The sequence below is a fragment of the Bacillus sp. URHA0034 genome, from assembly GCF_056280405.1.
In genome coordinates, this window is sequence record NZ_JBWCDK010000002.1 from 3,762,025 (window position 1) to 3,782,217 (window position 20,193).

At 42.2% G+C, this 20,193-nt stretch carries 20 protein-coding genes; all 20 read left to right on the forward strand.

What is annotated here, in order from left to right; genetic code table 11:
• Nucleotides 1-405 precede the first annotated feature (405 nt).
• The 20 genes from ACZ9EE_RS20050 to ACZ9EE_RS20145 all read left to right on the forward strand — a co-directional run bounded on the left by ACZ9EE_RS20050 (nt 406) and on the right by ACZ9EE_RS20145 (nt 20,136).
• On the forward strand, nt 406-720 hold the full coding sequence (locus ACZ9EE_RS20050; protein ID WP_476029873.1) for a magnetosome magnetite crystal formation protein family: 315 nt from the start codon (nt 406-408) through the stop codon (nt 718-720).
• 39 nt (nt 721-759) lie between these two features.
• Nucleotides 760-1,872, forward strand: coding sequence for a DUF4097 family beta strand repeat-containing protein (locus ACZ9EE_RS20055; RefSeq protein ID WP_476029875.1), 1,113 nt, complete (start codon nt 760-762; stop codon nt 1,870-1,872).
• Between the two features lie 12 nt (nt 1,873-1,884).
• On the forward strand, nt 1,885-2,250 hold the full coding sequence (locus ACZ9EE_RS20060) for a phage holin family protein (protein ID WP_476029877.1): 366 nt from the start codon (nt 1,885-1,887) through the stop codon (nt 2,248-2,250).
• A gap of 158 nt (nt 2,251-2,408) precedes the next feature.
• Nucleotides 2,409-3,338, forward strand: coding sequence for an HPr(Ser) kinase/phosphatase (hprK, locus tag ACZ9EE_RS20065; protein WP_476029879.1), 930 nt, complete (start codon nt 2,409-2,411; stop codon nt 3,336-3,338).
• Between the two features lie 12 nt (nt 3,339-3,350).
• Nucleotides 3,351-4,166: a prolipoprotein diacylglyceryl transferase gene (gene lgt, locus ACZ9EE_RS20070; protein WP_476029881.1), complete on the forward strand. Its 816-nt coding sequence runs from the start codon at nt 3,351-3,353 to the stop codon at nt 4,164-4,166.
• Nucleotides 4,167-4,208: 42 nt separating this feature from the next.
• The gene (ppaX, locus tag ACZ9EE_RS20075; RefSeq protein ID WP_476029883.1) at nt 4,209-4,859 is read left to right on the forward strand and encodes a pyrophosphatase PpaX; all 651 of its coding nucleotides are present in this window, start codon (nt 4,209-4,211) and stop codon (nt 4,857-4,859) included.
• A 5-nt stretch (nt 4,860-4,864) separates the two neighbouring features.
• Nucleotides 4,865-5,413: an acyltransferase gene (locus tag ACZ9EE_RS20080; RefSeq protein ID WP_476029885.1), complete on the forward strand. Its 549-nt coding sequence runs from the start codon at nt 4,865-4,867 to the stop codon at nt 5,411-5,413.
• A gap of 313 nt (nt 5,414-5,726) precedes the next feature.
• A complete protein-coding gene (locus ACZ9EE_RS20085) occupies nt 5,727-9,791 on the forward strand; it encodes a bifunctional 2',3'-cyclic-nucleotide 2'-phosphodiesterase/3'-nucleotidase (protein ID WP_476029887.1) in 4,065 nt (1,354 codons plus the stop codon).
• Between the two features lie 255 nt (nt 9,792-10,046).
• Entirely contained in the window at nt 10,047-11,219 is a 1,173-nt protein-coding gene (locus ACZ9EE_RS20090) for an ATP phosphoribosyltransferase regulatory subunit (RefSeq protein ID WP_476029889.1), read from the forward strand.
• Nucleotides 11,212-11,835: an ATP phosphoribosyltransferase gene (gene hisG, locus ACZ9EE_RS20095; RefSeq protein WP_251567792.1), complete on the forward strand. Its 624-nt coding sequence runs from the start codon at nt 11,212-11,214 to the stop codon at nt 11,833-11,835. Before ACZ9EE_RS20090 ends, hisG begins: the two co-directional genes overlap by 8 nt.
• A 15-nt stretch (nt 11,836-11,850) precedes the next feature.
• Complete coding sequence (gene hisD / locus ACZ9EE_RS20100) at nt 11,851-13,122, forward strand: histidinol dehydrogenase (RefSeq protein ID WP_476029892.1); 1,272 nt, start codon at nt 11,851-11,853, stop codon at nt 13,120-13,122.
• Between the two features lie 18 nt (nt 13,123-13,140).
• On the forward strand, nt 13,141-13,728 hold the full coding sequence (hisB, locus tag ACZ9EE_RS20105; protein ID WP_476029893.1) for an imidazoleglycerol-phosphate dehydratase HisB: 588 nt from the start codon (nt 13,141-13,143) through the stop codon (nt 13,726-13,728).
• 40 nt (nt 13,729-13,768) lie between these two features.
• On the forward strand, nt 13,769-14,395 hold the full coding sequence (hisH, locus tag ACZ9EE_RS20110) for an imidazole glycerol phosphate synthase subunit HisH (protein WP_476029895.1): 627 nt from the start codon (nt 13,769-13,771) through the stop codon (nt 14,393-14,395).
• Nucleotides 14,392-15,117, forward strand: coding sequence for a 1-(5-phosphoribosyl)-5-[(5-phosphoribosylamino)methylideneamino]imidazole-4-carboxamide isomerase (gene hisA, locus ACZ9EE_RS20115; protein ID WP_476029898.1), 726 nt, complete (start codon nt 14,392-14,394; stop codon nt 15,115-15,117). Before hisH ends, hisA begins: the two co-directional genes overlap by 4 nt.
• Nucleotides 15,114-15,875, forward strand: a complete 762-nt coding sequence (gene hisF / locus ACZ9EE_RS20120) for an imidazole glycerol phosphate synthase subunit HisF (protein ID WP_476029900.1) — start codon at nt 15,114-15,116, stop codon at nt 15,873-15,875. Before hisA ends, hisF begins: the two co-directional genes overlap by 4 nt.
• Nucleotides 15,872-16,489: a bifunctional phosphoribosyl-AMP cyclohydrolase/phosphoribosyl-ATP diphosphatase HisIE gene (hisIE, locus tag ACZ9EE_RS20125; RefSeq protein WP_476029902.1), complete on the forward strand. Its 618-nt coding sequence runs from the start codon at nt 15,872-15,874 to the stop codon at nt 16,487-16,489. The genes hisF and hisIE overlap by 4 nt, the downstream gene beginning before the upstream one ends.
• A 317-nt stretch (nt 16,490-16,806) precedes the next feature.
• The gene (locus ACZ9EE_RS20130; RefSeq protein WP_476029904.1) at nt 16,807-17,562 is read left to right on the forward strand and encodes a DeoR/GlpR family DNA-binding transcription regulator; all 756 of its coding nucleotides are present in this window, start codon (nt 16,807-16,809) and stop codon (nt 17,560-17,562) included.
• Between the two features lie 144 nt (nt 17,563-17,706).
• Complete coding sequence (locus ACZ9EE_RS20135; protein ID WP_476029906.1) at nt 17,707-18,462, forward strand: DeoR/GlpR family DNA-binding transcription regulator; 756 nt, start codon at nt 17,707-17,709, stop codon at nt 18,460-18,462.
• 228 nt (nt 18,463-18,690) lie between these two features.
• Complete coding sequence (locus ACZ9EE_RS20140; RefSeq protein WP_476029907.1) at nt 18,691-19,554, forward strand: sugar phosphate isomerase/epimerase family protein; 864 nt, start codon at nt 18,691-18,693, stop codon at nt 19,552-19,554.
• A 192-nt stretch (nt 19,555-19,746) separates the two neighbouring features.
• Nucleotides 19,747-20,136 (forward strand): tautomerase family protein, encoded by a 390-nt coding sequence (locus ACZ9EE_RS20145; RefSeq protein ID WP_098530380.1) that lies wholly within the window; start codon nt 19,747-19,749, stop codon nt 20,134-20,136.
• Nucleotides 20,137-20,193 lie beyond the last annotated feature (57 nt).

Sequence of the window (20,193 nt, forward strand, 5' to 3'; positions counted from 1 at the left end):
CGCGGAATTAATTCGAAAGTTCGCGGAAAAAATTAGAAAACGTACGGAATTATTCAGAGATTCCGCACGGAAAAAACCGGAAAGTCCGCGGAATTAATCCGAAAGTCCGCGGAAAAAACTAGAAAACGTACGGAATTATTCATAGATACCGCGGAAAAAACCGGAAATCCCGCGGAATCCAGCCAGACGCAGTTCGTCCGCACGGAAAAAATCAGAAAGGCCGCGGAATTAATCCAAGAGTTCGCGGAAAAAACCCAAAAACGTACGGAAATATTCAACATTCCCACGGAAAAACGACCCATTCCCGCGGAATCGTCCCCTCTCCTGCCAACCGAAACCAAAAAACAAATAAAAAGAAACCTTTTCTCTTCTCAGTTCGTAATAAAGGATAGAGGTGATAAATGTATGGAAACACGCAAAGTTTTATCCAGTCTATGCTATTTTAGTATCTTTTTCGCCGGATTCATTTTTCCATTAGCTGTCTATTTAGCAACAAGTGACGAAGGCACCAAAAAACATGCCAAGAAATCACTATTCTCACACCTCATTCCACTCATCCTGACACCGCTGCTCGTGTTTGCGGTATTCTATGACTTTACTGCACAGCAAGATACCATCCCTGTGTTTACGATTATTAGTATCATCGCGTTAGTTTTACTTTGGATCATTGTCATCATCTGGAACATTATCAAAGGCGTAAAGGTGTTAACAGCTGAATAAGCTGAAAGTGAGAAATCCATAAAACTAGAGGTGGAAAAAATGAAAGAGGAAAGAAAACGGATTTTACAAATGGTCGAGGAAGGCAAACTGAAGGCCGCTGAAGCTTTGACGCTACTCGAGGACCTGGAAAAAACAGAACAATCGATGGAACAAAAGCAGGCGCAAATCGTGAATGAGCTGTCGACCACTGTCCAATTTGAAGAAGCCAAAAAAGAAGAGCCTTTCCAAGCAAAATACCAATCTACAAAGGACAAAATCTTTGAATTTGTTGACATCGCCTTGAAAAAACTTAAAGACATAGACTTAGATTTAAACTTCGGCCATTCCGTGGATATCTCGCATATTTTCCACCAAGCAGATGCCAAACTAAAAGATATCGACATTGACGTCGCAAACGGAGCCGTAAAGCTCGTCGGCTGGGAGCAGCCAGATGTAAGAGTCGAGTGTCAGGCAAAAGTGTACCGCGTGGAAAACCAGGACCAGGCCCGGCAAAATTTTTTACGTGACGTCCTTTTCACAGTTGAACATGAGAAATTACGGTTTAGCACCCAGCAGAAATGGATGAAGGTAGAAGCGGTTGTATATGTGCCAAAAGCCGTTTATAACCGGGTGAGGGTCAGACTGTTTAATGGTCCTATTTCAGGAGAACATATGAATGCAGACGAACTGCGCGTCAAAACAGCGAACGGAAAAATTGTCCTCGACCGTTTTACTGGTAAAAAAACAGAACTGGAAACAGCAAACGGAAAAATAAGGCTGACAGGCAGTCAGTTTGATCAGGTGGAAGCAGATACCATTAATGGCGCAATTCAACTTGACGGTGAGTTTAAGAAACTGGAAACGGAGTCGTTTAACGGGAATATCAGTTTAACACTCCATGGAAACGATGCTGAATTCATTCGGGCCAAAACGGCAGCGGGCGGAATTGACCTCTATCTCCCTGAGGGGCTGCCCGTAAATGGGGATTTAAAGACGAACCTCGGCGGATTTCATGTTAATCTAGTCGGTATCCAAGTGCTTGAGGAAAAGAGTGAAATGATTCAAAAAACACTGCGGTTCCAGTCGATTAACCACTCGGAAAATCTCGTAAACCTATATGCAGATACGAAAACAGGTTCAATCACGATCCACCAATCACAACAAGAAAAGTAGGAGAGTTAAGGAATGAGATGGCTGATAGGTTGTTTGATAAATGCAGTATTATTTACGGCACTCGCCGGTTATTTTCATGAAAGCTTTCAATTAACCGGTTTTGTAGCTGCACTAGAAGCAAGCGTATTATTATCGATTTTAAATGTACTCGTCCGTCCGCTGTTAATTTTATTTACCTTGCCGGTCACAGTCCTAACGATGGGGCTGTTCCTGTTTGTCATCAATGCCGTTACACTGGAACTAACGGATTATTTGATGGGCCCTGCCTTTGAAATCAATGGTTTTGGCATGGCCCTGTTCTTCGCCGTGCTGATGTCGCTTGTTAATGTTATCATTCAAAAAACACTGTTTGAGCCATCCAGAAGGACTAAAAAATAACGGATTAGGGTGTTCCCTTTTTTAAAGAGGGGGCACCTTTTTTCTTTTTTGCATACTCTTCCATTTGGTTCTTTTTCAAAAAATGCTAAAATAGGAGGTATGAATTCTTCTTATTTCTATCTTTTTAAAAAATACATCCGTTTGAGGAGGAAATCTTCTTGCCAAAAGTACGTACCAAAGATATTTATGAAAAATTTAATTTAGAATTAATCAGTGGTGAAGAAGGTATTAACCGCCCGATCACCATGAGTGATATATCCCGTCCGGGGATTGAAATGGCTGGTTATTTTGAGTTCTATCCGGCTGAACGGATCCAGCTGTTAGGAAAAACAGAATTATCCTTTTTTAGCGAACTATCTCCGAAAGACCGTGCCTCACGAATGGAACAACTTTGTACAGATGTGACTCCGGCAATTATTGTCACCAGAGGAATTGATGTGCCTGAAGAGCTAATTGAGGCATCCGAACGAGAGTCTGTTCCTGTGTTAAAGACAAACATGGTAACGACCCGTTTTTCAAGCCGTTTGACAAACTTTTTAGAAAGCAAGCTCGCACCAACTACCGCTGTTCATGGCGTTTTGGTAGATGTTTATGGGATCGGCGTGTTGATCACAGGAAAAAGCGGCGTGGGTAAAAGTGAGACCGCACTTGAACTAGTGAAACGCGGGCACCGCCTCGTGGCCGACGATTGCGTCGAAATTCGTCAGGAAGATCAGGACACATTGGTTGGCACCTCACCGGATTTAATTGAACATTTATTAGAGATCCGCGGTTTGGGGATTATCAATGTGATGACCTTGTTTGGGGCAGGGGCTGTCCGCAGTAACAAGCGGATTACCTTAATCATGAACCTGGAAATTTGGGATGCAAAAAAGCAATATGACCGCCTTGGTTTGGATGAAGAAAAAATGAGGATTATTGATACCGATGTTCCAAAGCTGACAGTTCCAGTTCGACCAGGACGAAACCTTGCTGTTATCATTGAAGTTGCAGCGATGAATTTCCGTTTAAAACGGATGGGCGTTAATGCGGCCCAGCAGTTTACCGACCGCCTGTCAGATGTAATTGAAGAGGGAGACCACGAGTAAGGGGAGAAAAAGATGAATGAAACAATACAGCCATTGAACCCGATCGCCTTTTCACTTGGTCCGATTCAGGTGCATTGGTATGGGATTATTATCGGCTCAGGTCTGGCACTTGCTTTGTATCTGGCAATTAGAGAAGCCAACCGTAGAGGGTTGCCTAAAGATACCTTTGCCGATTTAATGCTTTGGGCGATTCCCATCGCGATTATTTCGGCGCGGATTTACTATGTGATATTTGAATGGGGTTATTATTCTAATCATCCGGCAGACATCCCGAAAATCTGGAATGGCGGAATTGCCATCCATGGAGCGCTAATTGGTTCTGTTATTACGACCATCGTATTTGCCAGGAAAAGAGGAATTTCGTTTTGGAAAATTGCCGACATTGCTGCTCCTAGCATCATTTTAGGACAAGCGATTGGCCGCTGGGGAAATTTCATGAACCAGGAGGCCCACGGCCGCGAAGTAACCAGATCCTTCCTTGAAAATCTGCATTTACCTGATTTTATTATCAATCAAATGTATATTAATGGTGCCTATTATCACCCCACGTTCTTATATGAATCCGTATGGGATTTTGCTGGCTTTCTACTACTAATCCTGCTCCGCCGCGTGAATTTCCGCCGTGGGGAACTGTTTTTATCGTATGTTATTTGGTATTCGATTGGCCGCTTCTTCGTCGAAGGACTTAGAACAGATAGTTTAATGCTTGGAAGTCTGCGGATGGCACAAACCATTTCGATTGCTTTGATCGTAGTGGCGGTGGCGATTTTAGTTTATCGCCGCACGAAGCGTCTTGACGAGGCTCATTACTTAGATCAAACCAATTAAATCGTTATACGCTTAAGGCTAATAAGAGGAAAGGACCCACCTATGACAAACAAAATTACAACCATCCTATTTGATTTAGATGGAACCTTAATTGATACAAATGAATTAATCATTTCAACTTACCTAAACACGCTGGAAAAATATTTTCCAAGCAAGTATTTGCGTGAGGATGTTCTGCCGTTCCTTGGCCCAACCCTCCATGAAGTTTTTGGCAATATGGACCCGAATCCGGAACGCGTCGAGGAAATGATTGCCGCCTATCGTGAGTATAATATCTCCAAGCACGATGAACTTGTAAAAGAGTTTGCCGGGGTGACTGAAACGATTCAGACATTGAAGGAGCGCGGCTACAAACTAGCCGTTGTGACGACGAAGCGCCTTGATGTAACGCTGAAAGGCTTGCGGTTGATGAACTTAGAGTCGTTTTTTGAAGTGATTGTTGCCTACGAACATGTGACAAAGACGAAACCGGATCCAGAACCAATATTCAATGCATTGGAACAGTTGGATTCGACTCCTGCAGAAACGATGATGGTCGGCGATAATTACCATGATATTTTAGCCGGTAAAAATGCCGGAACGAAAACAGCCGGTGTGGCGTGGTCGATTAAGGGACGTGACTATGTTGCCAGTTATGAACCGGATTACATGCTCGAGAACATGACTGACCTATTAACCATTCTCGGAGAGTGAGAAGGATGAGAAACACGACTCGCTATCCTGTAGAGGGGGCGAACTCTTTGTGGCACGTCTACAAGACCGTGCCATTTTGGAAGGTTGTTAAAAATTTTGTCGTCATCCAGCTGGCGAGATATACACCATTTTTGAGTATGAAAAACTGGTTATATCGTACATTTCTGGGGGTTAAGGTCGGGGAGCAGACCTCCTTTGCCTTAATGGTGATGCTCGATGTCATGTTTCCCGAGAAAATTAGTGTCGGCCGCAACACCGTGATCGGTTATAACACGACCATTCTCGCTCATGAGTATTTGATAAAAGAATACCGTCTTGGTGCTGTCGAAATTGGGAGTGAAGTGATGATTGGAGCAAATTCCACGATTCTCCCAGGGATCATGATAGGGGATGGGGCAATCGTCTCAGCCGGCACGCTGGTTCATAAGGACGTTCCGCCTGGATGTTTCGTAGGCGGAAACCCAATGCGAGTGATTTATACCAAAGAAGAACTTGATAAGCGCTGGGCAGAGGACCCTATCTATAGAAACGTAAAAAAGTCTGGTCATATTTGATCAGACTTTTTTACGTTGTTTAAGTATTCCTTACAAAAAAATAGGCAATAGGGCACGTTTTTGTACTGTTTTGGAACGTTATAATAGTAGGGCATGGAAAACGATAAGATTTAGATATTAATAGAATATAGCTAAAACCTGTAATCTATTAAAAAATTTCATGGAAGATGGAAATATTCCTCAAAAAATGACAAAGGTTAGCCATCGCCATTTTTTTCTGAATCTTAAAAAAGGAGAGGGTTTTCAGAAAGTTAGACAGAACATGGAGGTCTTGGCAAGAAAATTTAATCAAAGGGGATAGGTGAAGAGGCATATGAAAAAGAAGAATACCCGCAGATATAGTAAATTAGCTGCCACAGCTTTGATTCTCAGCACAATTGTTTCACCCTCAATACCTTACAAGGTAAAAGCCGCCGAGGCAGGAAGTAATACTGCATCTCTAAGAATTCTAGAAACTACTGATTTGCATGATGCAGCAATGGCCTATGATTACTACCAAGATACAGCTAATGGAATTAACTATGGTTTATCGAAGACCGCGACCTTAATTCAGCAAGCTCGAGCCGGGGTGGACCCAAGCAACTCGATGCTGTTTGATGCCGGTGACTTACTCCAAGGAAATCCAATGGCAGATTACGTAGCAAAAGTTAAGCCTCTGACAGAAAACGATGTTCACCCAATGTTTAAAGCGATGAAACTATTAAACTATGATGGGGGTATCGTTGGGAACCATGAGTTTAACTATGGCTTAGGCTTCTTGAACACTGCCTTAAAAAATGCTCCATATCCAATTGTTAATGCGAATATATATGTTGATGATCATGACAATGATCCAACTAACGATAAAAATTATTTTACTCCATATCAAATCATTCCTAAAAAAATTAAAGACAGTAACGGTGTCGAACAGACTGTGAATGTAGGGATTGTAGGGTTTGCGCCACCGCAAATTCTACAATGGGATAAAGATAACCTGCAAGGAAAGGTTATTGTCAAAGATATTGTTGAAACGGCTAAAAAATATGTTAAAGAAATGAAAGAAGTAGGTAAAGATGGGGTTAAAGCTGACGTCGTTGTAGCAATTGCCCACTCCGGCTGTGATGTGACAAATGAAAACCAACAGGATGCCGAAAATGCAGTATTCGCATTAAGCAAAGTTGATGGCATTGATGCACTATTATTTGGACATGCCCACTATTCGTTCCCAGCAGGTAAAGAATTCCACCAGGGCAGCAGTCTCACTAATCCTGATTTAACGGGCCTTGACACTGCAAAGGGTACAATTAATGGCACACCGGCAGTCGAAGCAGGCTTCTGGGGTAATAACCTTGGTGTGCTTGATTTAGCGTTAGTTCAACAAGCTGATGGAACTTGGAAAGCGGATAAAACTGCTTCAAAATCTGTTGATATGCCCGTAACAGCTACAACTGCAGTTGATACTCAAATTGTTGACGCAGTTAGCGCAGAACACGAAGCAACCCTCGAATATGTTCGTGGGAAAATTGGTGAAACAAGTGCGCCAATGTCCAGCTATTTCTCGAGGGTAATGGATGATCCTACCATTCAAATCGTTAACAATGCACAAACAGACTATGTGAAAAACTGGATTAGCAAGAACCGTCCAGACCTAAAAGATGTACCAATCATTTCGGCCGGTGCACCATTCAAAGCGGGCCGCCAAGGAGTAACTGATTATACAAACATTGCAAAAGGCGACCTGTCAATTAAAAGTGCCAATGACCTTTATTTGTATAACAACACATTAAAAGCAGTGGAATTAACGGGTGCAGAAGTGAAAGAATGGTTAGAAATGTCTGCCTCACAATTCAACAAAATCGATCCAACTAATGCAAATGCCCAAGAATTAATCGATTATGGATTCCAGCCCTTCAATTTTGATGTGATTGATGGCGTTAAATATCAAATCGATGTAACACAGCCAGCAAGATACAACTATAATACCGGAGTTGTTTCTAATGCTGATGCCCATCGTATTATCAATTTCACCAATATGGACGGGTCGGCAATTGATCCAAATCAAAAATTCATCGTTGCAACGAACAACTATCGTGCAAGCGGCGGCGGGAATTTCCCTGGAACAAAAGGTGGAAATGCAACGGTCGTCGTTGATTCTCCATTAGAAAACCGTCAGATTTTAATGGATTATATTAAAGCACAGGGAGTTGTCAATCCGGTTGCTGATAATAACTGGAAAATTGCTCCTGTTGGCGGAGAAGCAACATTAACCTTTAAATCTTCTCCAGCGGCAAAAGATGTATTAGCATCAACACCAAATATTAAAGATGTTGGTCCGTTATCCGATGGCTTTGAACAATATACGCTTGATCAAGATGTTCATGTTCAATTACTAGGAATCAACGACTTACATGGACAATTAGACTATAAAACTACTGTTTCTGGTAAACCAGCCGGCGGAATTGAATATTTAGCAGGTTACTTGAAAGAAAGAGAAGCCACCAATCCTTCTAACACCTTAATGGTACAAGCAGGAGATGCCGTTGGTGCGAGCCGTCCAGTATCGGCATTATTACAAGATGAGCCTACCATTCGCATTCTAAACGAACTTGGTTTTGATGTGGGTACGATTGGTAACCACGAATTTGATGAAGGCGTAACGGAAATGCTTCGCTTAATTAATGGTGGTGCACATCCAAAAACGGTCGAGAAGTATGGTGCGTTTGAAGGTGCTGACTTCCCTTATGTAGCAGCAAACGTAGTAAAAGAAGATACAAACGAGCTAATTCTTCCACCATATGTGGTCAAGGAAGTAGATGGCGTAAAAGTTGGTTTTATCGGTGTTGTTACTACTGAAACACCAAGCATTGTTACGCCAAGTGGTGTAGCGGGAGTTAAGTTCACTGACGAGGCAGAAGCAATTAATAAGTATACAGCTGAATTAAAAGCTAAAGGCATTAAAGCCATTGTCGTTCTTGCCCATGACCCTGGAACATCAGCAACAGATGGTTCTAACCCAACAGGAAAAGTAGTCGATATCGCAAAAGCAGTTGATGATGAAGTGGACGTAATTTTTGGTGCGCATGACCATAAATACTTAAACTCAACTGTGGATGGAAAACTGCTTGTTCAATCTTTCTCTTATGGAACAGCATTCTCTGATGTAGATTTAACCATCGATCCGGTTACACAGGACATTGTTTCGAAAAAGGCGGAAATTGTGACAACGTTCCAAGATGCTGCCCACCTTGATGCTAAAATTAAAGCAGAAATGGATCAATACCAGGCCGATGTGGCTCCGATCACGAACCAAGTAGTAGGGGATGCAAATGAACCTATTTCCCGGACTACTAATGAAGCAGGAGAAGCGCCGCTTGGTAACCTAATCGCTGATGGCATGAGAGTAACAACTGGTGCGAAATTTGCCTTCATGAATATTGGCGGTATCCGTGATGATATTAAGGATGCTGGTCCGATCACATGGGGAGAATTATTCGCCATCCAGCCATTCGGCAACGACATCGTTACACTAGATATCACTGGTGAGCAAGTAAGAACCTTACTAAATCAGCAATTTGCAGCGGACCGAAACCGAATTATGCAAATTTCTGGTTTGAAGTATACTTGGTCCAATAACTTACCATTAGGTCAAAAGGTCATCGATATTTATCTGCCAGATGGTTCTAAGATTGACCCTACAGCTGTTTATAATGTAGCAGTCAATAACTTCATGGCTGACGGCGGTGATGGTTTCGTTGTTCTTAAAGAAGGAAAGAACCGCGTTACTCGGTCATCTGATCTTGATGCATTGGTAGAATATATTAAGTCCTTTAATGGAAGTTCGATTTCCGCAAAAATTGAAGGTAGAATTTTAATTGATAATGTAGCACCTGAGGCCCCAACTGTTGCTGAAGTAACTGACCAGTCTACTAAAGTGACTGGGAAAACAGAAGGTGGTGCAAAGGTTGAAGTGAAAGCGGATGGCCAAGTGATTGGTACTGCTGCTGCAAATTCTGATGGAACGTTTGAAGTAAGCATTACTCCATTAAAAGCAGGAACAGAAGTGACTGTCACAGCAACCGATGTAGCTGGCAACAAGAGTGCCGAAACAAAAGTGGTTGTAAAAGACGTTACCGCACCAGCGGCACCAGCTGTTGGACAAATCATTGCTCCAGCGAAAAGCGTAACCGGCAAAGCTGAAGCAGGTTCAACCGTAAAAGTATACAATGGAAAAACACTGCTAGGCAGTGCCGCAGCTGATCAAAACGGAGTATTTACCATCTCTTTCAAATCAGCTCAGACACATGATACAGTGTTAACCTTCACAGCTACAGATGCAGCTGGAAACACAAGTCAAGTAACGTCAGTAAAGCTAGTAAAAAGCAATCCGAAATTCCAGTAATATATGGTAATGTGCACCCCTGAATGAGTATTCAGGGGTGTTTTTATGACAAAAAAACGCAAATTCTGCTGAATCTCGTGAAAATTTGCAAAATTTAATGCGTACTGCAAGTAAAACTAGTTTAAAATAGAAAGAAACTCAGTTGTTTATTATTGACGGGGTTTATACAAACAGGTAAACTTTAATTTATTAGCACATTAGCAGACTAAAGGATTTTAAAAATATTAGCAAATCTGAAGATAAAGGATGAGCACAATGAGCCGCTTGTTTATGTTTGAAAAGCCGCTGGGAATGCGGGATACATTGCCAGAACTATATGAAAAAAAACATCAGGTCCGCACTTCCATGGCAGATACCCTGAAACTGTGGGGCTACCAATTTATCGAAACTCCCACACTTGAATATTACGAAACGGTTGGAGAAGCCTCTGCGATTGCAGACCAGCAATTATTTAAACTGCTCGACAAAGAAGGACATACTGTCGTTCTAAGACCTGATATGACGGCACCAATTGCCAGAGTAGCTGCCTCCAAGCTGTTAAATGAGGATCTTCCCGTAAGATTAGCCTATTCGGCCAATGTATTCCGGGCCCAGCAGCGCGAAGGCGGACGTCCAGCTGAGTTTGAGCAAATCGGCGTGGAATGTCTGAACGAAGAAACGGTTTCCTGTGACGGAGAGGTTATTGCCCTGCTTATTTCTTCTCTGAAAAAAGCGGGACTCGAACAATTCCAAGTCTCGATTGGACATGTAGGATTTGCAAACGAGCTATTTGTTCAAATCCTGGGGACAAATGGCAGAGCCACCGCATTACGGAAATATTTATTTGAAAAAAATTATGTCGGTTACCGCGAGCACGTTAACTCGCTACCGCTTTCATCTATTGATAAAAAAAGACTCTTACAGCTTCTCGAATTACGAGGGGGAGAAGAGATCATTGGCTTGGCTCTCGATATCATCGAGAATGACAAAGGCAAACAGGCCATCCTTGAACTGAAGGAATTGTGGGATGTTATCAAAGATTATGGCGTAGCAGAATACGTGAAATTTGATTTTACGATTGTGAGCCATATGAGCTATTATTCCGGTATTCTTTTTGAAGCCTATGCCGGAAATGTCGGCTTCCCAATTGGGAATGGCGGCCGCTATAGTTTAATAGAGAAATTTGGCAAAACGGCAAGCGCCACTGGTTTTGCCGTCCGAATGGATATGCTCCTTGAGGCCCTTCAAGGTGGGCAGACAGAAAACACCACACACTGTATCTTCTTCAGTCAAGAAAGACGTAAGGAAGCATTCGAACTGGCTGCAAGCATGCATGAGCAAGGGCAAAGAGCTGTCCTACAGGATATCACCGGCGTAAGAAACCTTGATGCGTTTACGAAACGATTTGCCGAGACAACCTATTTAATTGGAGGGCGCGCGAATGAGTAACCTATTAACAATTGCGATGCCAAAAGGGCGAATTTTTATAGAGGCCGTAGAACTGCTACGAAAAGCGGGATATAAGCTGCCGCCGGAATTTGATGATTCGCGAAAACTGATTATTGACGTTCCCGAAGAGGGCTTACGGTTTATTTTAGCAAAACCAATGGATGTCGCTACATATGTAGAGCACGGTGTAGCTGATGTCGGAATTGCCGGGAAGGATGTCTTACTCGAAGAAGAGCGTGACGTCTACGAACTTCTCGATCTAAAAATCAGCTACTGTTATTTAGCAGTCGCCGGTCTTCCGGATACAAAAATGAATGACGTCGCCCCTCGAGTGGCCACCAAATATCCGAATGTCGCTGAGGCATACTTCCGTGAGCAAGGGGAACAGGTGGAAATTATTAAATTAAACGGTTCAATTGAGCTTGCGCCGATTATCGGCTTATCTGACCGGATTGTTGATATAGTGTCGACCGGACGGACATTAAAAGAAAATGGATTAGTGGAGTATGAAAGAATCAAGGATGTGACTTCACGAATTGTCGTCAATCCTGTTAGTTACCGCCTAAAAGATCAACAGATCGATGATATGGTGAAACGGCTTAGCGAAGTAGTGTAATGGGGGGCAATAGAGATGAAAATTTTAAAAGTAAATGAACTTGTTTCAATCAAACGGTCGATTGAAGCTGGAACCTCCGAGCAGCTCGCGGTTGTAAAAGGAATCATTTCTGAAATTCGTAACCGCGGCGATGAAGCATTAAGAGAGTTTACCGAAAAATTCGACCGCGTTCAATTACCTTCTTTTTCAGTGACTGAAGGTGAGATAGAAGCAGCTTATACTCAAGTAGATCAGGCGTATATCGAAATCGTACGCGAAGCAGCAGAGAATATTAAATCTTTTCATGAAAAGCAGCTCCGCCCGTCCTGGATGACAACCGAAGAGAATGGGACGATTTTGGGTCAAAAAATCACCCCGCTCGATTCAGTTGGGGTCTATGTACCAGGGGGCACGGCGGCCTATCCATCTTCTGTTTTAATGAATGTGATTCCGGCGAAAGTAGCTGGGGTAAAGCGGATTGTGATGGTATCCCCACCTGATGAATCAGGAAAACTGCCGGCAGCGGTGTTAGTTGCTGCAAAAGAAGCAGGCGTCAAAGAAATTTTTAAAGTGGGCGGGGCTCAAGCGGTTGCTGCTCTTGCTTACGGAACAGAATCGATTGCTCCTGTTGATAAAATTACCGGCCCTGGAAATATCTTTGTCGCACTGGCTAAACGAGAAGTGTTTGGCGATGTGGATATCGATATGATTGCCGGTCCTAGTGAGATTGCCGTTTTAGCAGATGATTCAGCCCTTGCTGATGAAGTTGCGGCAGATCTGTTATCACAAGCCGAGCACGACCCGCGCGCCTGCAGTGTTCTTGTAACTCCGTCGCTTTCGTTAGCAGAAGCGGTTGCGGAGGAAGTGGAAAAACAGCTTGCTGTCCTGCCACGCAGGGATATCGCTTCTCGTGCTATTGCCGATTACGGTGCGATTTATGTAACTGCTGATCTCGACGAGGCGGTAGAAACCGTCAATACATTAGCCCCTGAACATCTTGAAGTGATCACCGAAAATGCGATGGAACTACTGGGGAAAATTCGTCATGCCGGTGCCATTTTTATCGGGCGATATAGCTCAGAGCCGGTCGGCGATTATTTTGCAGGACCGAATCATGTTCTTCCAACCAATGGAACAGCAAGGTTCTCCAGCCCGTTGAATGTTGATGATTTTCAAAAAAAATCTAGTGTGATTGTTTATAGTGAAAAGGCATTGAAAGAGAACGGAGCAAAAATCGCAGCCTTCGCCCGCATGGAAGGTCTCGAAGCCCACGCTCGTGCGGTTGAGACAAGGCTAAAGAATAAATAAGTTAAAGGAGCACCAGATATGGAAAGAACAGCAAGTATTGAACGAATTACAGGTGAAACACAAATTAAACTAGCGTTTGATATTGATGGATCAGGCCAATCCAGTCTTGAAACAAGTGTCCCGTTCATGGACCACATGCTTGACTTGTTTACCAAGCACGGCCAATTTAATTTAACTGTCGATGCCAAAGGTGACATCGAAGTCGACGACCATCATACAACTGAGGACATCGGTATCTGTTTAGGCCAGGCCCTTCGCGAGGCATTAGGCGACAAACGCGGCATCAAGCGTTACGGAAATGCATTCGTGCCAATGGATGAGGCGCTCGCCCAGGTAGTTGTCGATCTAAGCAACCGCCCGCATCTTGAAATGCGCGCTGAATTCCCAAGTCAAAAAGTGGGAACCTTTGATACCGAGCTCGTTCATGAATTTCTTTGGAAACTGGCACTTGAGGCCCGAATGAATCTCCATGTTATCGTTCATTATGGACATAATACCCACCATATGATTGAAGCTGTTTTTAAAGCATTAGCGAGAGCGCTGGACGAAGCAACGACGATTGATCCACGCATTAAAGGCGTACCATCAACCAAAGGGATGCTTTAACAGAAGCGGGGCCCAATAGCGACTAAGGAAGGTGACAGAAATGATTGGAATCGTAGACTACGGGATGGGGAATCTCTTCAGCGTCAGCAAGGCCCTTGAACGGCTAGGTGCCGACTATTTTATCTCAGCAGATAAAAACGAGTTACTAAACGCCGATGCCTTAATTCTTCCAGGAGTCGGTTCTTTCCGTGATGCGATGGAACGCTTGCAGGTAGAGACGATAAAGGAATTCGCCGCAACAGGCAAGCCGTTATTAGGTATCTGTCTTGGCATGCAGCTGCTTTTTGAAGAAAGTGAAGAAAATGGCCCGACAAAAGGATTAGGATTACTTCCTGGTAAGGTTCGCCGTTTTCCGGGTACTGCACCAGCAGGCGAAACCTACAAGGTGCCGCATATGGGCTGGAACAGGCTTGAATTTGTTCAAGAATCCCCTCTATTAAACGACCTAACCGAAGATTATGTTTATTTCGTGCATTCCTATTTTGTCGATGCAGACAATAATGATGCCCTTCTGGCAAAGGCAGACTATCATGAACAAGTCTCAGCGGTCGTAGGAAAAGATAATATTTTTGGTATGCAATTTCATCCTGAAAAAAGCAGCAGACTTGGGATGGCACTCTTGGATAACTTTTTAAAATTGGCTGTGGAAAGGGATGCGGTTCGATGAGTTTAACGATTTACCCGGCAATCGATATGCGGGGCGGGAAATGTGTCCGTCTCCTTCAAGGGGACTACGATAAAGAAACCATATATGGGGATTCCCCTTTTGAAATGGCAAAAAGCTTTGCAGAAGCGGGGGCCGAATGGATCCATATGGTCGACCTTGACGGTGCGAAAGACGGCAAACGCGTAAATGACCGGTTTGTCATTGAAGCCGCGCAAAACCTAGATGCAAAGGTCCAAATTGGCGGCGGGATCCGCTCAGAAGCGGACATCCTCCACTATCTGGAAAATGGCGTCGACCGCGTCATCATCGGCAGCATTGCCGTTTCCAATCCAGAGTTTGCGATCGAAATGATAGAAAAGTATGGGGCAAAAATTGCCGTGGGCATTGATGCGAAAAATGGCTATGTCGCGACACATGGCTGGCTTGATACTTCTTCCGTCAAAGCGGTTGAGCTTGGCAAGCGATTTGCCGATGCCGGTGCCGAAACGTTTATTTTTACCGATATTGCAACCGATGGGACCTTAGCGGGCCCGAATATCGATGCGGTTTGGGAACTGGCTGAAGTGACCGGAAAAAATGTTATTGCCTCCGGCGGCGTCAGCAGTCTTGCCGACTTACAGGCGATTGCACAGAAAGGGATTCGTGGAGCAATTGTAGGAAAGGCCCTTTATGAAAACCGTTTTACCTTAAAGGAAGCATTGGAAGAGGTGGGAGTAAAGTGACATTAACGAAGCGAATTATTCCCTGCCTTGATGTAAAGGATGGCCGGGTTGTTAAAGGCATTCAATTTGTCCAGCTGCGCGATGCCGGCGACCCGGTTGAACTAGCGCGATTTTATGATGAGCAAGGTGCAGACGAATTGGTATTCCTTGATATTTCCGCATCCGTTGAGGGCCGGAAAACAATGGTCGAGGTTGTCAAGGCGGTAGCGTCTGAGCTTGCGATTCCGTTCACCGTCGGCGGTGGCATCAATGCCTTAGAGGATATGAAAAGAATTCTTCGGGCCGGCGCCGATAAGGTGTCGCTTAATACGGCGGCTGTCTTAAATCCCGACTTGATCAAGGAAGGAGCCAGCTACTTTGGCTCCCAATGCATCGTGGTAGCGATCGATGCAAAATTTGATCCTGAAATCGGGACCTGGCGTGTCTATACCCACGGTGGCCGAACACCGACAGAGAAAAAAGTAGTCGAGTGGGCGGTTGAAGCTGCTGAGCTTGGTGCAGGGGAAATCCTTCTTACAAGCATGGACAGTGACGGCGAGAAAAATGGATTTGATCTAGAACTGACCAAAGCGGTTAGTGAAGCGGTAACCATTCCTGTTATTGCTTCAGGCGGGGCCGGAAATGCCGACCATTTTGCTGAAGCCTTTTTAGCTGGAAAGGCCGATGCCGGGCTTGCTGCCTCCATTTTTCATTATAAGGAAACATCGGTGGATGAGGTTAAAAGCTTTTTAAGGGAAAAAGGAGTGAGCATACGATGAACGTGAAATTTGATGAAAAGGGGCTCGTCCCCGCCATTATCCAAGATGCTGATACAAAAGAAGTGTTAACACTTGCTTATATGAACGAGGAATCTTTACAGAAAACAATTGAAACCGGCGAAACATGGTTTTATAGCCGTTCCCGCCAAGAATTGTGGCACAAGGGAGCAACAAGCGGCAATACCCAGACAGTAGCCAGTATCAATTACGACTGTGATCAGGATGCCTTATTAGTACAGGTTTATCCAAAAGGACCTGCATGCCACACTGGCGCCGTCAGCTGTTTTTCTGAACAGGTTGTGAACCGTGAGGCCAATTTAGCAGATTATCAGATTTTACAATCTTTAGAAAAAGTCATCTTAGAACGTGAGAAAGAGCGTCCAGAAGGTGCATATACAACATACCTGTTTGAAAAAGGCGTCGATAAGATTTTGAAAAAGGTCGGTGAAGAGGCGGCAGAAGTGATTATTGCTGCAAAAAACCGCGACCATGAAGAACTTCGCTGGGAAGCGGCCGATTTGCTTTACCATCTCCAGGTTTTATTAGTAGAACAAGGGCTTCCATTTAAAGAAGTACTGCGTACACTAGAAGAAAGACACAAAGACCGGTCCTAATGGGCTCGGTTTTTTTGTTTTGCGTGAAGAAATCAATAAACCCAATCTATCGGACAAAACCGAGTGGAGGGAAATGGAATTTGTCCAATAGGGGTCTTCTAATGGACAATTCTTCATATTACAAAAGGACTTTGTCAAATAGCGCCGGCACACAATCCATTTTGCATTTTGTTCTTAACCCATGAATCAACATCTGATCATAAATTACAGCTTTTATTCACAATGTATAAATTTTTCGAAAAATAATAGTGAAGTTTTGGGTAAATGTTGATAATATATTTATATAAATTAAAATGATTGATAGGGGGTGAAATGAATTGATTAAAGAAAAGCGTATAAAAAAGATCCAGGAATATGTTTTAGAATATCATTCAGCCTCATTAGATGAATTAGTAAATGTTTTTGATGTATCTAAAAATACGATCAGACGTGATGTACAAGAGTTAGTAGATCGCGGGGAGCTAAAAAAAGTTTATGGCGGGGTATCAGTCATTCATAAAAAACTGGAATCCTTTCAAGATAGAAAAAGTCGTAACCAGGAACAAAAAGGATCAATCGTAAAAAAGGCCGCAAGTTTTGTGGAAAATGGAGATATTATCTTCATCGATTCAGGAACCACCACAATTGAAATGTTTGAGTATTTAAAGGAAAAACACATAACCATCTTTACAAATAGTATTGACTTGATTATCCGGGCCTTTCCGTTTGAGCATTTAAATGTCATCTCAATCGGGGGGATGCTGGACCCTAAAACCAATTCGTTTGGCACTCCTCGAAATCTTGATTTACTTAAAGATTACAATATAAAAAAAGCGTTTATGGCTTCTACCGGTATATCACTATCGAATGGGGTCACGAATGCATCACCATTAGAAAGTGAATTAAAAAAGACCATTGTCAGCAGGAGTAAAGAGGTCTATTTATTGGTAGACCATGATAAATTTGATAAATGTGGTTTAATGACCTACTGCGGTTTAAGTGAGATTGATTATATAGTTACCGATACCACACCGAATGAGTCTTATCAAAAATACTTTAGGGAAAATGAAATCCATCTTATCATAGCCAATTAAATTATAAAAATAATAGGCAATCAAAGGAATCCTTACATTCTTTTTTTTAAAAGAAGAGAAGTTTTGGTTATTTGTTGGTTATATATATGTTATACTATAATGTAAACGATAACAAAAACTTATTGCAAGACTAGGGTGAAATAGATGATTAAGGAAAAGCGCATAAAAAAAATTCAAGATTATGTATTAGAACATCAATCAGCTTCACTAGACGAATTGGTTAAAGTGTTTGATGTATCTAAAAATACGATCAGACGTGATGTACAAGAGTTAGTAGATCGCGGGGAACTGAAAAAGGTGTATGGAGGGGTATCTTCTATTCACAAAAAACTTGAATCATTTCAAGAAAGAAGTGTCCGTAATCAAGGACAAAAAGAGTTGATTGCGAAAAAAGCTGCAAGTTTTGTGGAAGATGGAGACTTTATTTTCATAGATTCAGGGACCACTACGATTGAAATGTTTCAATATTTAAAGGAAAAAAACCTGACAATTTTTACAAATAATATTGATTTAATTGTTTGTGCCATTCCATATGAAAATTTAAATGTCATCTCCATCGGCGGAATGCTTGAACGGAAAACAAGTTCGTTTGTTAACCCGCGAAGTATGGATTTACTAAGGGATTACAATATTAGGAAAGCCTTTATGGCTTCTACTGGTATTTCACTATTAAACGGCGTAACGAATGCATCACCACTAGAAAGTGAATTAAAAAAGACCATTGTCAGCCGAAGTTCAGAGGTCTATTTATTGGTAGATTACGATAAATTTGATAAATATGGGTTAATGACCTATTGTGGTTTAGATGAGATTGATTACCTAGTTACCGATAAGATTCCGAATGATACCTATCAAGAATACGCAAAAAATCATGCCATTCAACTTGTCCTTGCTGACTAGGTATCTTCCTAAAATCCCCCTCTTACTGGCTAATGTCAGAAAAGAAGGGGATTTTTTAATTCAAGTTCTTTTAAAAAAAAGATAAAAAAATGTTGATTGTAAGGATTATTCGTATTAATATGTACTTATAGATAACCAAAAGTTAACCAACATATAATAAAAAGTTGGATATCTGAAGTTGAGGAAATTGAAAGCGCTGTGGCCTACAAAAGAAAGGGGAGCATGAGAATGCGTTTAGCATACGATCCGTCACATTATCGTGACAATACGAATTTAAAAGAGACTATTGATGCAGTTGCTAGATTAGGGTACGAATGGGTAGAGTTATCTCCACGTAAAGATTTTATTTGGTTTTATGAATATCCCAAGGTTGATAAGCAGCTGATAAAGGATTTAAAAAGATATTGTTCAGATGCCGGCGTAAGAATCTCGTCTGTCCTTCCTGTGCAGCAATGGTCTTCACCAAACGAAGCAGAACGCCAAGCAGCAGTGCGGAATTGGAAGCGTTGTATCGAAATCACTTCTGATTTAGGAGTAGATTTAATGAACAGTGAATTCGCTGGTGACAAAAGCCGTCCAGTTGAAAGTGAAGCTGCATTCGTAAGATCAATGGAAGAGCTAATGCCGATTTTTGAAAAAGAAGGGATTAACCTTAATTTACAATCTCATCCAAATGATTTTATTGAGCTGAACACAGAAGCAATCCGAATGATTCGTGCATTCGATAAAGATTGGATTAAGTTGGTCTATTCTGTAGCGCATGCTTTCTTTTATGATGATGGGATCGGCGATGTAGCGAAACACTTAGATGAAGCAGGAGATTTACTTGCACATGTGCTAATTGCTGATACTCTTAATCATAAAGCTGCATTTGGCTTGCGGTATATTATTAATCCGCCAAATGCAAATGTCACCATCCACCAGCATTTGAATCCTGGTGAAGGGGAAATCAACTTTGATGCATTATATAGGAAATTAAGAGAAATGAAGTTTGATGGAATTGTAACGAATTCTGTATTTGCCTACCCTGATAAACCTGAATGGTCGAATGAACTAACATTGAAATCTATTAAAGAGGGATTATATATTTAGAAGTAAAAAGCCTTTCTTCGATTATGAGGAAAGGCTTTTTGATTGTCCAAGTTCTTCTAATTATTTAAGATAAGACGAAATTATCGGTTGAATCCCAAATTAGTGTTATGATATAATCATAATATAACCAACATGTAACCAATAGTTAACAAAAAGTTGGTATTAAAAATAATGCATATTGGAGGAGATCGAATGCCGTTAATTAGATTTGACTTAATAGAAGGCCGAAATGAAAACGAGTTGAAACAATTATTGGATGTTTCCCACCGTGCTGTTGTGAAGGCGTTTGGTGTCCCTGAAAGAGATCGTTACCAAATCGTAACCCAGCATCCAGCAAATGAATTAATCATTGAAGACACCGGTCTAGGATTTGAGAGAAGCCGCAATGTAGTGATTGTATCTGTCACAAGTACACAACGAAGTGATAAGCAAAAAAAGGATTTTTATCATCTATTAGTCCAAGGATTAGGTGAAGAGTGCGGAATCGAACCGAATGATATCATGATTTCAATGGTAACGAACGGGGCTGCTGACTGGAGCTTTGGATTTGGTGAAGCACAGTTCTTAACTGGTAAACTGTAAGCGAAATTCCCAAATAATAATAAAAAAACAGTTGACTGAAAGCGTTTTTAGTATTAA

Bases quoted from the DNA above. Each gene is read 5' to 3' on its own strand.
- ACZ9EE_RS20050 (WP_476029873.1), top strand. From the start codon at position 406: ATGGAAACACGCAAAGTTTTATCCAGTCTATGCTATTTTAGTATCTTT.
- ACZ9EE_RS20055 (WP_476029875.1), top strand. From the start codon at position 760: ATGAAAGAGGAAAGAAAACGGATTTTACAAATGGTCGAGGAAGGCAAA.
- ACZ9EE_RS20060 (WP_476029877.1), top strand. From the start codon at position 1,885: ATGAGATGGCTGATAGGTTGTTTGATAAATGCAGTATTATTTACGGCA.
- lgt (WP_476029881.1), top strand. From the start codon at position 3,351: ATGAATGAAACAATACAGCCATTGAACCCGATCGCCTTTTCACTTGGT.
- ppaX (WP_476029883.1), top strand. From the start codon at position 4,209: ATGACAAACAAAATTACAACCATCCTATTTGATTTAGATGGAACCTTA.
- ACZ9EE_RS20080 (WP_476029885.1), top strand. From the start codon at position 4,865: ATGAGAAACACGACTCGCTATCCTGTAGAGGGGGCGAACTCTTTGTGG.
- ACZ9EE_RS20085 (WP_476029887.1), top strand. From the start codon at position 5,727: ATGAAAAAGAAGAATACCCGCAGATATAGTAAATTAGCTGCCACAGCT.
- ACZ9EE_RS20090 (WP_476029889.1), top strand. From the start codon at position 10,047: ATGAGCCGCTTGTTTATGTTTGAAAAGCCGCTGGGAATGCGGGATACA.
- hisG (WP_251567792.1), top strand. From the start codon at position 11,212: ATGAGTAACCTATTAACAATTGCGATGCCAAAAGGGCGAATTTTTATA.
- hisD (WP_476029892.1), top strand. From the start codon at position 11,851: ATGAAAATTTTAAAAGTAAATGAACTTGTTTCAATCAAACGGTCGATT.
- hisB (WP_476029893.1), top strand. From the start codon at position 13,141: ATGGAAAGAACAGCAAGTATTGAACGAATTACAGGTGAAACACAAATT.
- hisH (WP_476029895.1), top strand. From the start codon at position 13,769: ATGATTGGAATCGTAGACTACGGGATGGGGAATCTCTTCAGCGTCAGC.
- hisA (WP_476029898.1), top strand. From the start codon at position 14,392: ATGAGTTTAACGATTTACCCGGCAATCGATATGCGGGGCGGGAAATGT.
- hisIE (WP_476029902.1), top strand. From the start codon at position 15,872: ATGAACGTGAAATTTGATGAAAAGGGGCTCGTCCCCGCCATTATCCAA.
- ACZ9EE_RS20135 (WP_476029906.1), top strand. From the start codon at position 17,707: ATGATTAAGGAAAAGCGCATAAAAAAAATTCAAGATTATGTATTAGAA.
- ACZ9EE_RS20140 (WP_476029907.1), top strand. From the start codon at position 18,691: ATGCGTTTAGCATACGATCCGTCACATTATCGTGACAATACGAATTTA.
- ACZ9EE_RS20145 (WP_098530380.1), top strand. From the start codon at position 19,747: ATGCCGTTAATTAGATTTGACTTAATAGAAGGCCGAAATGAAAACGAG.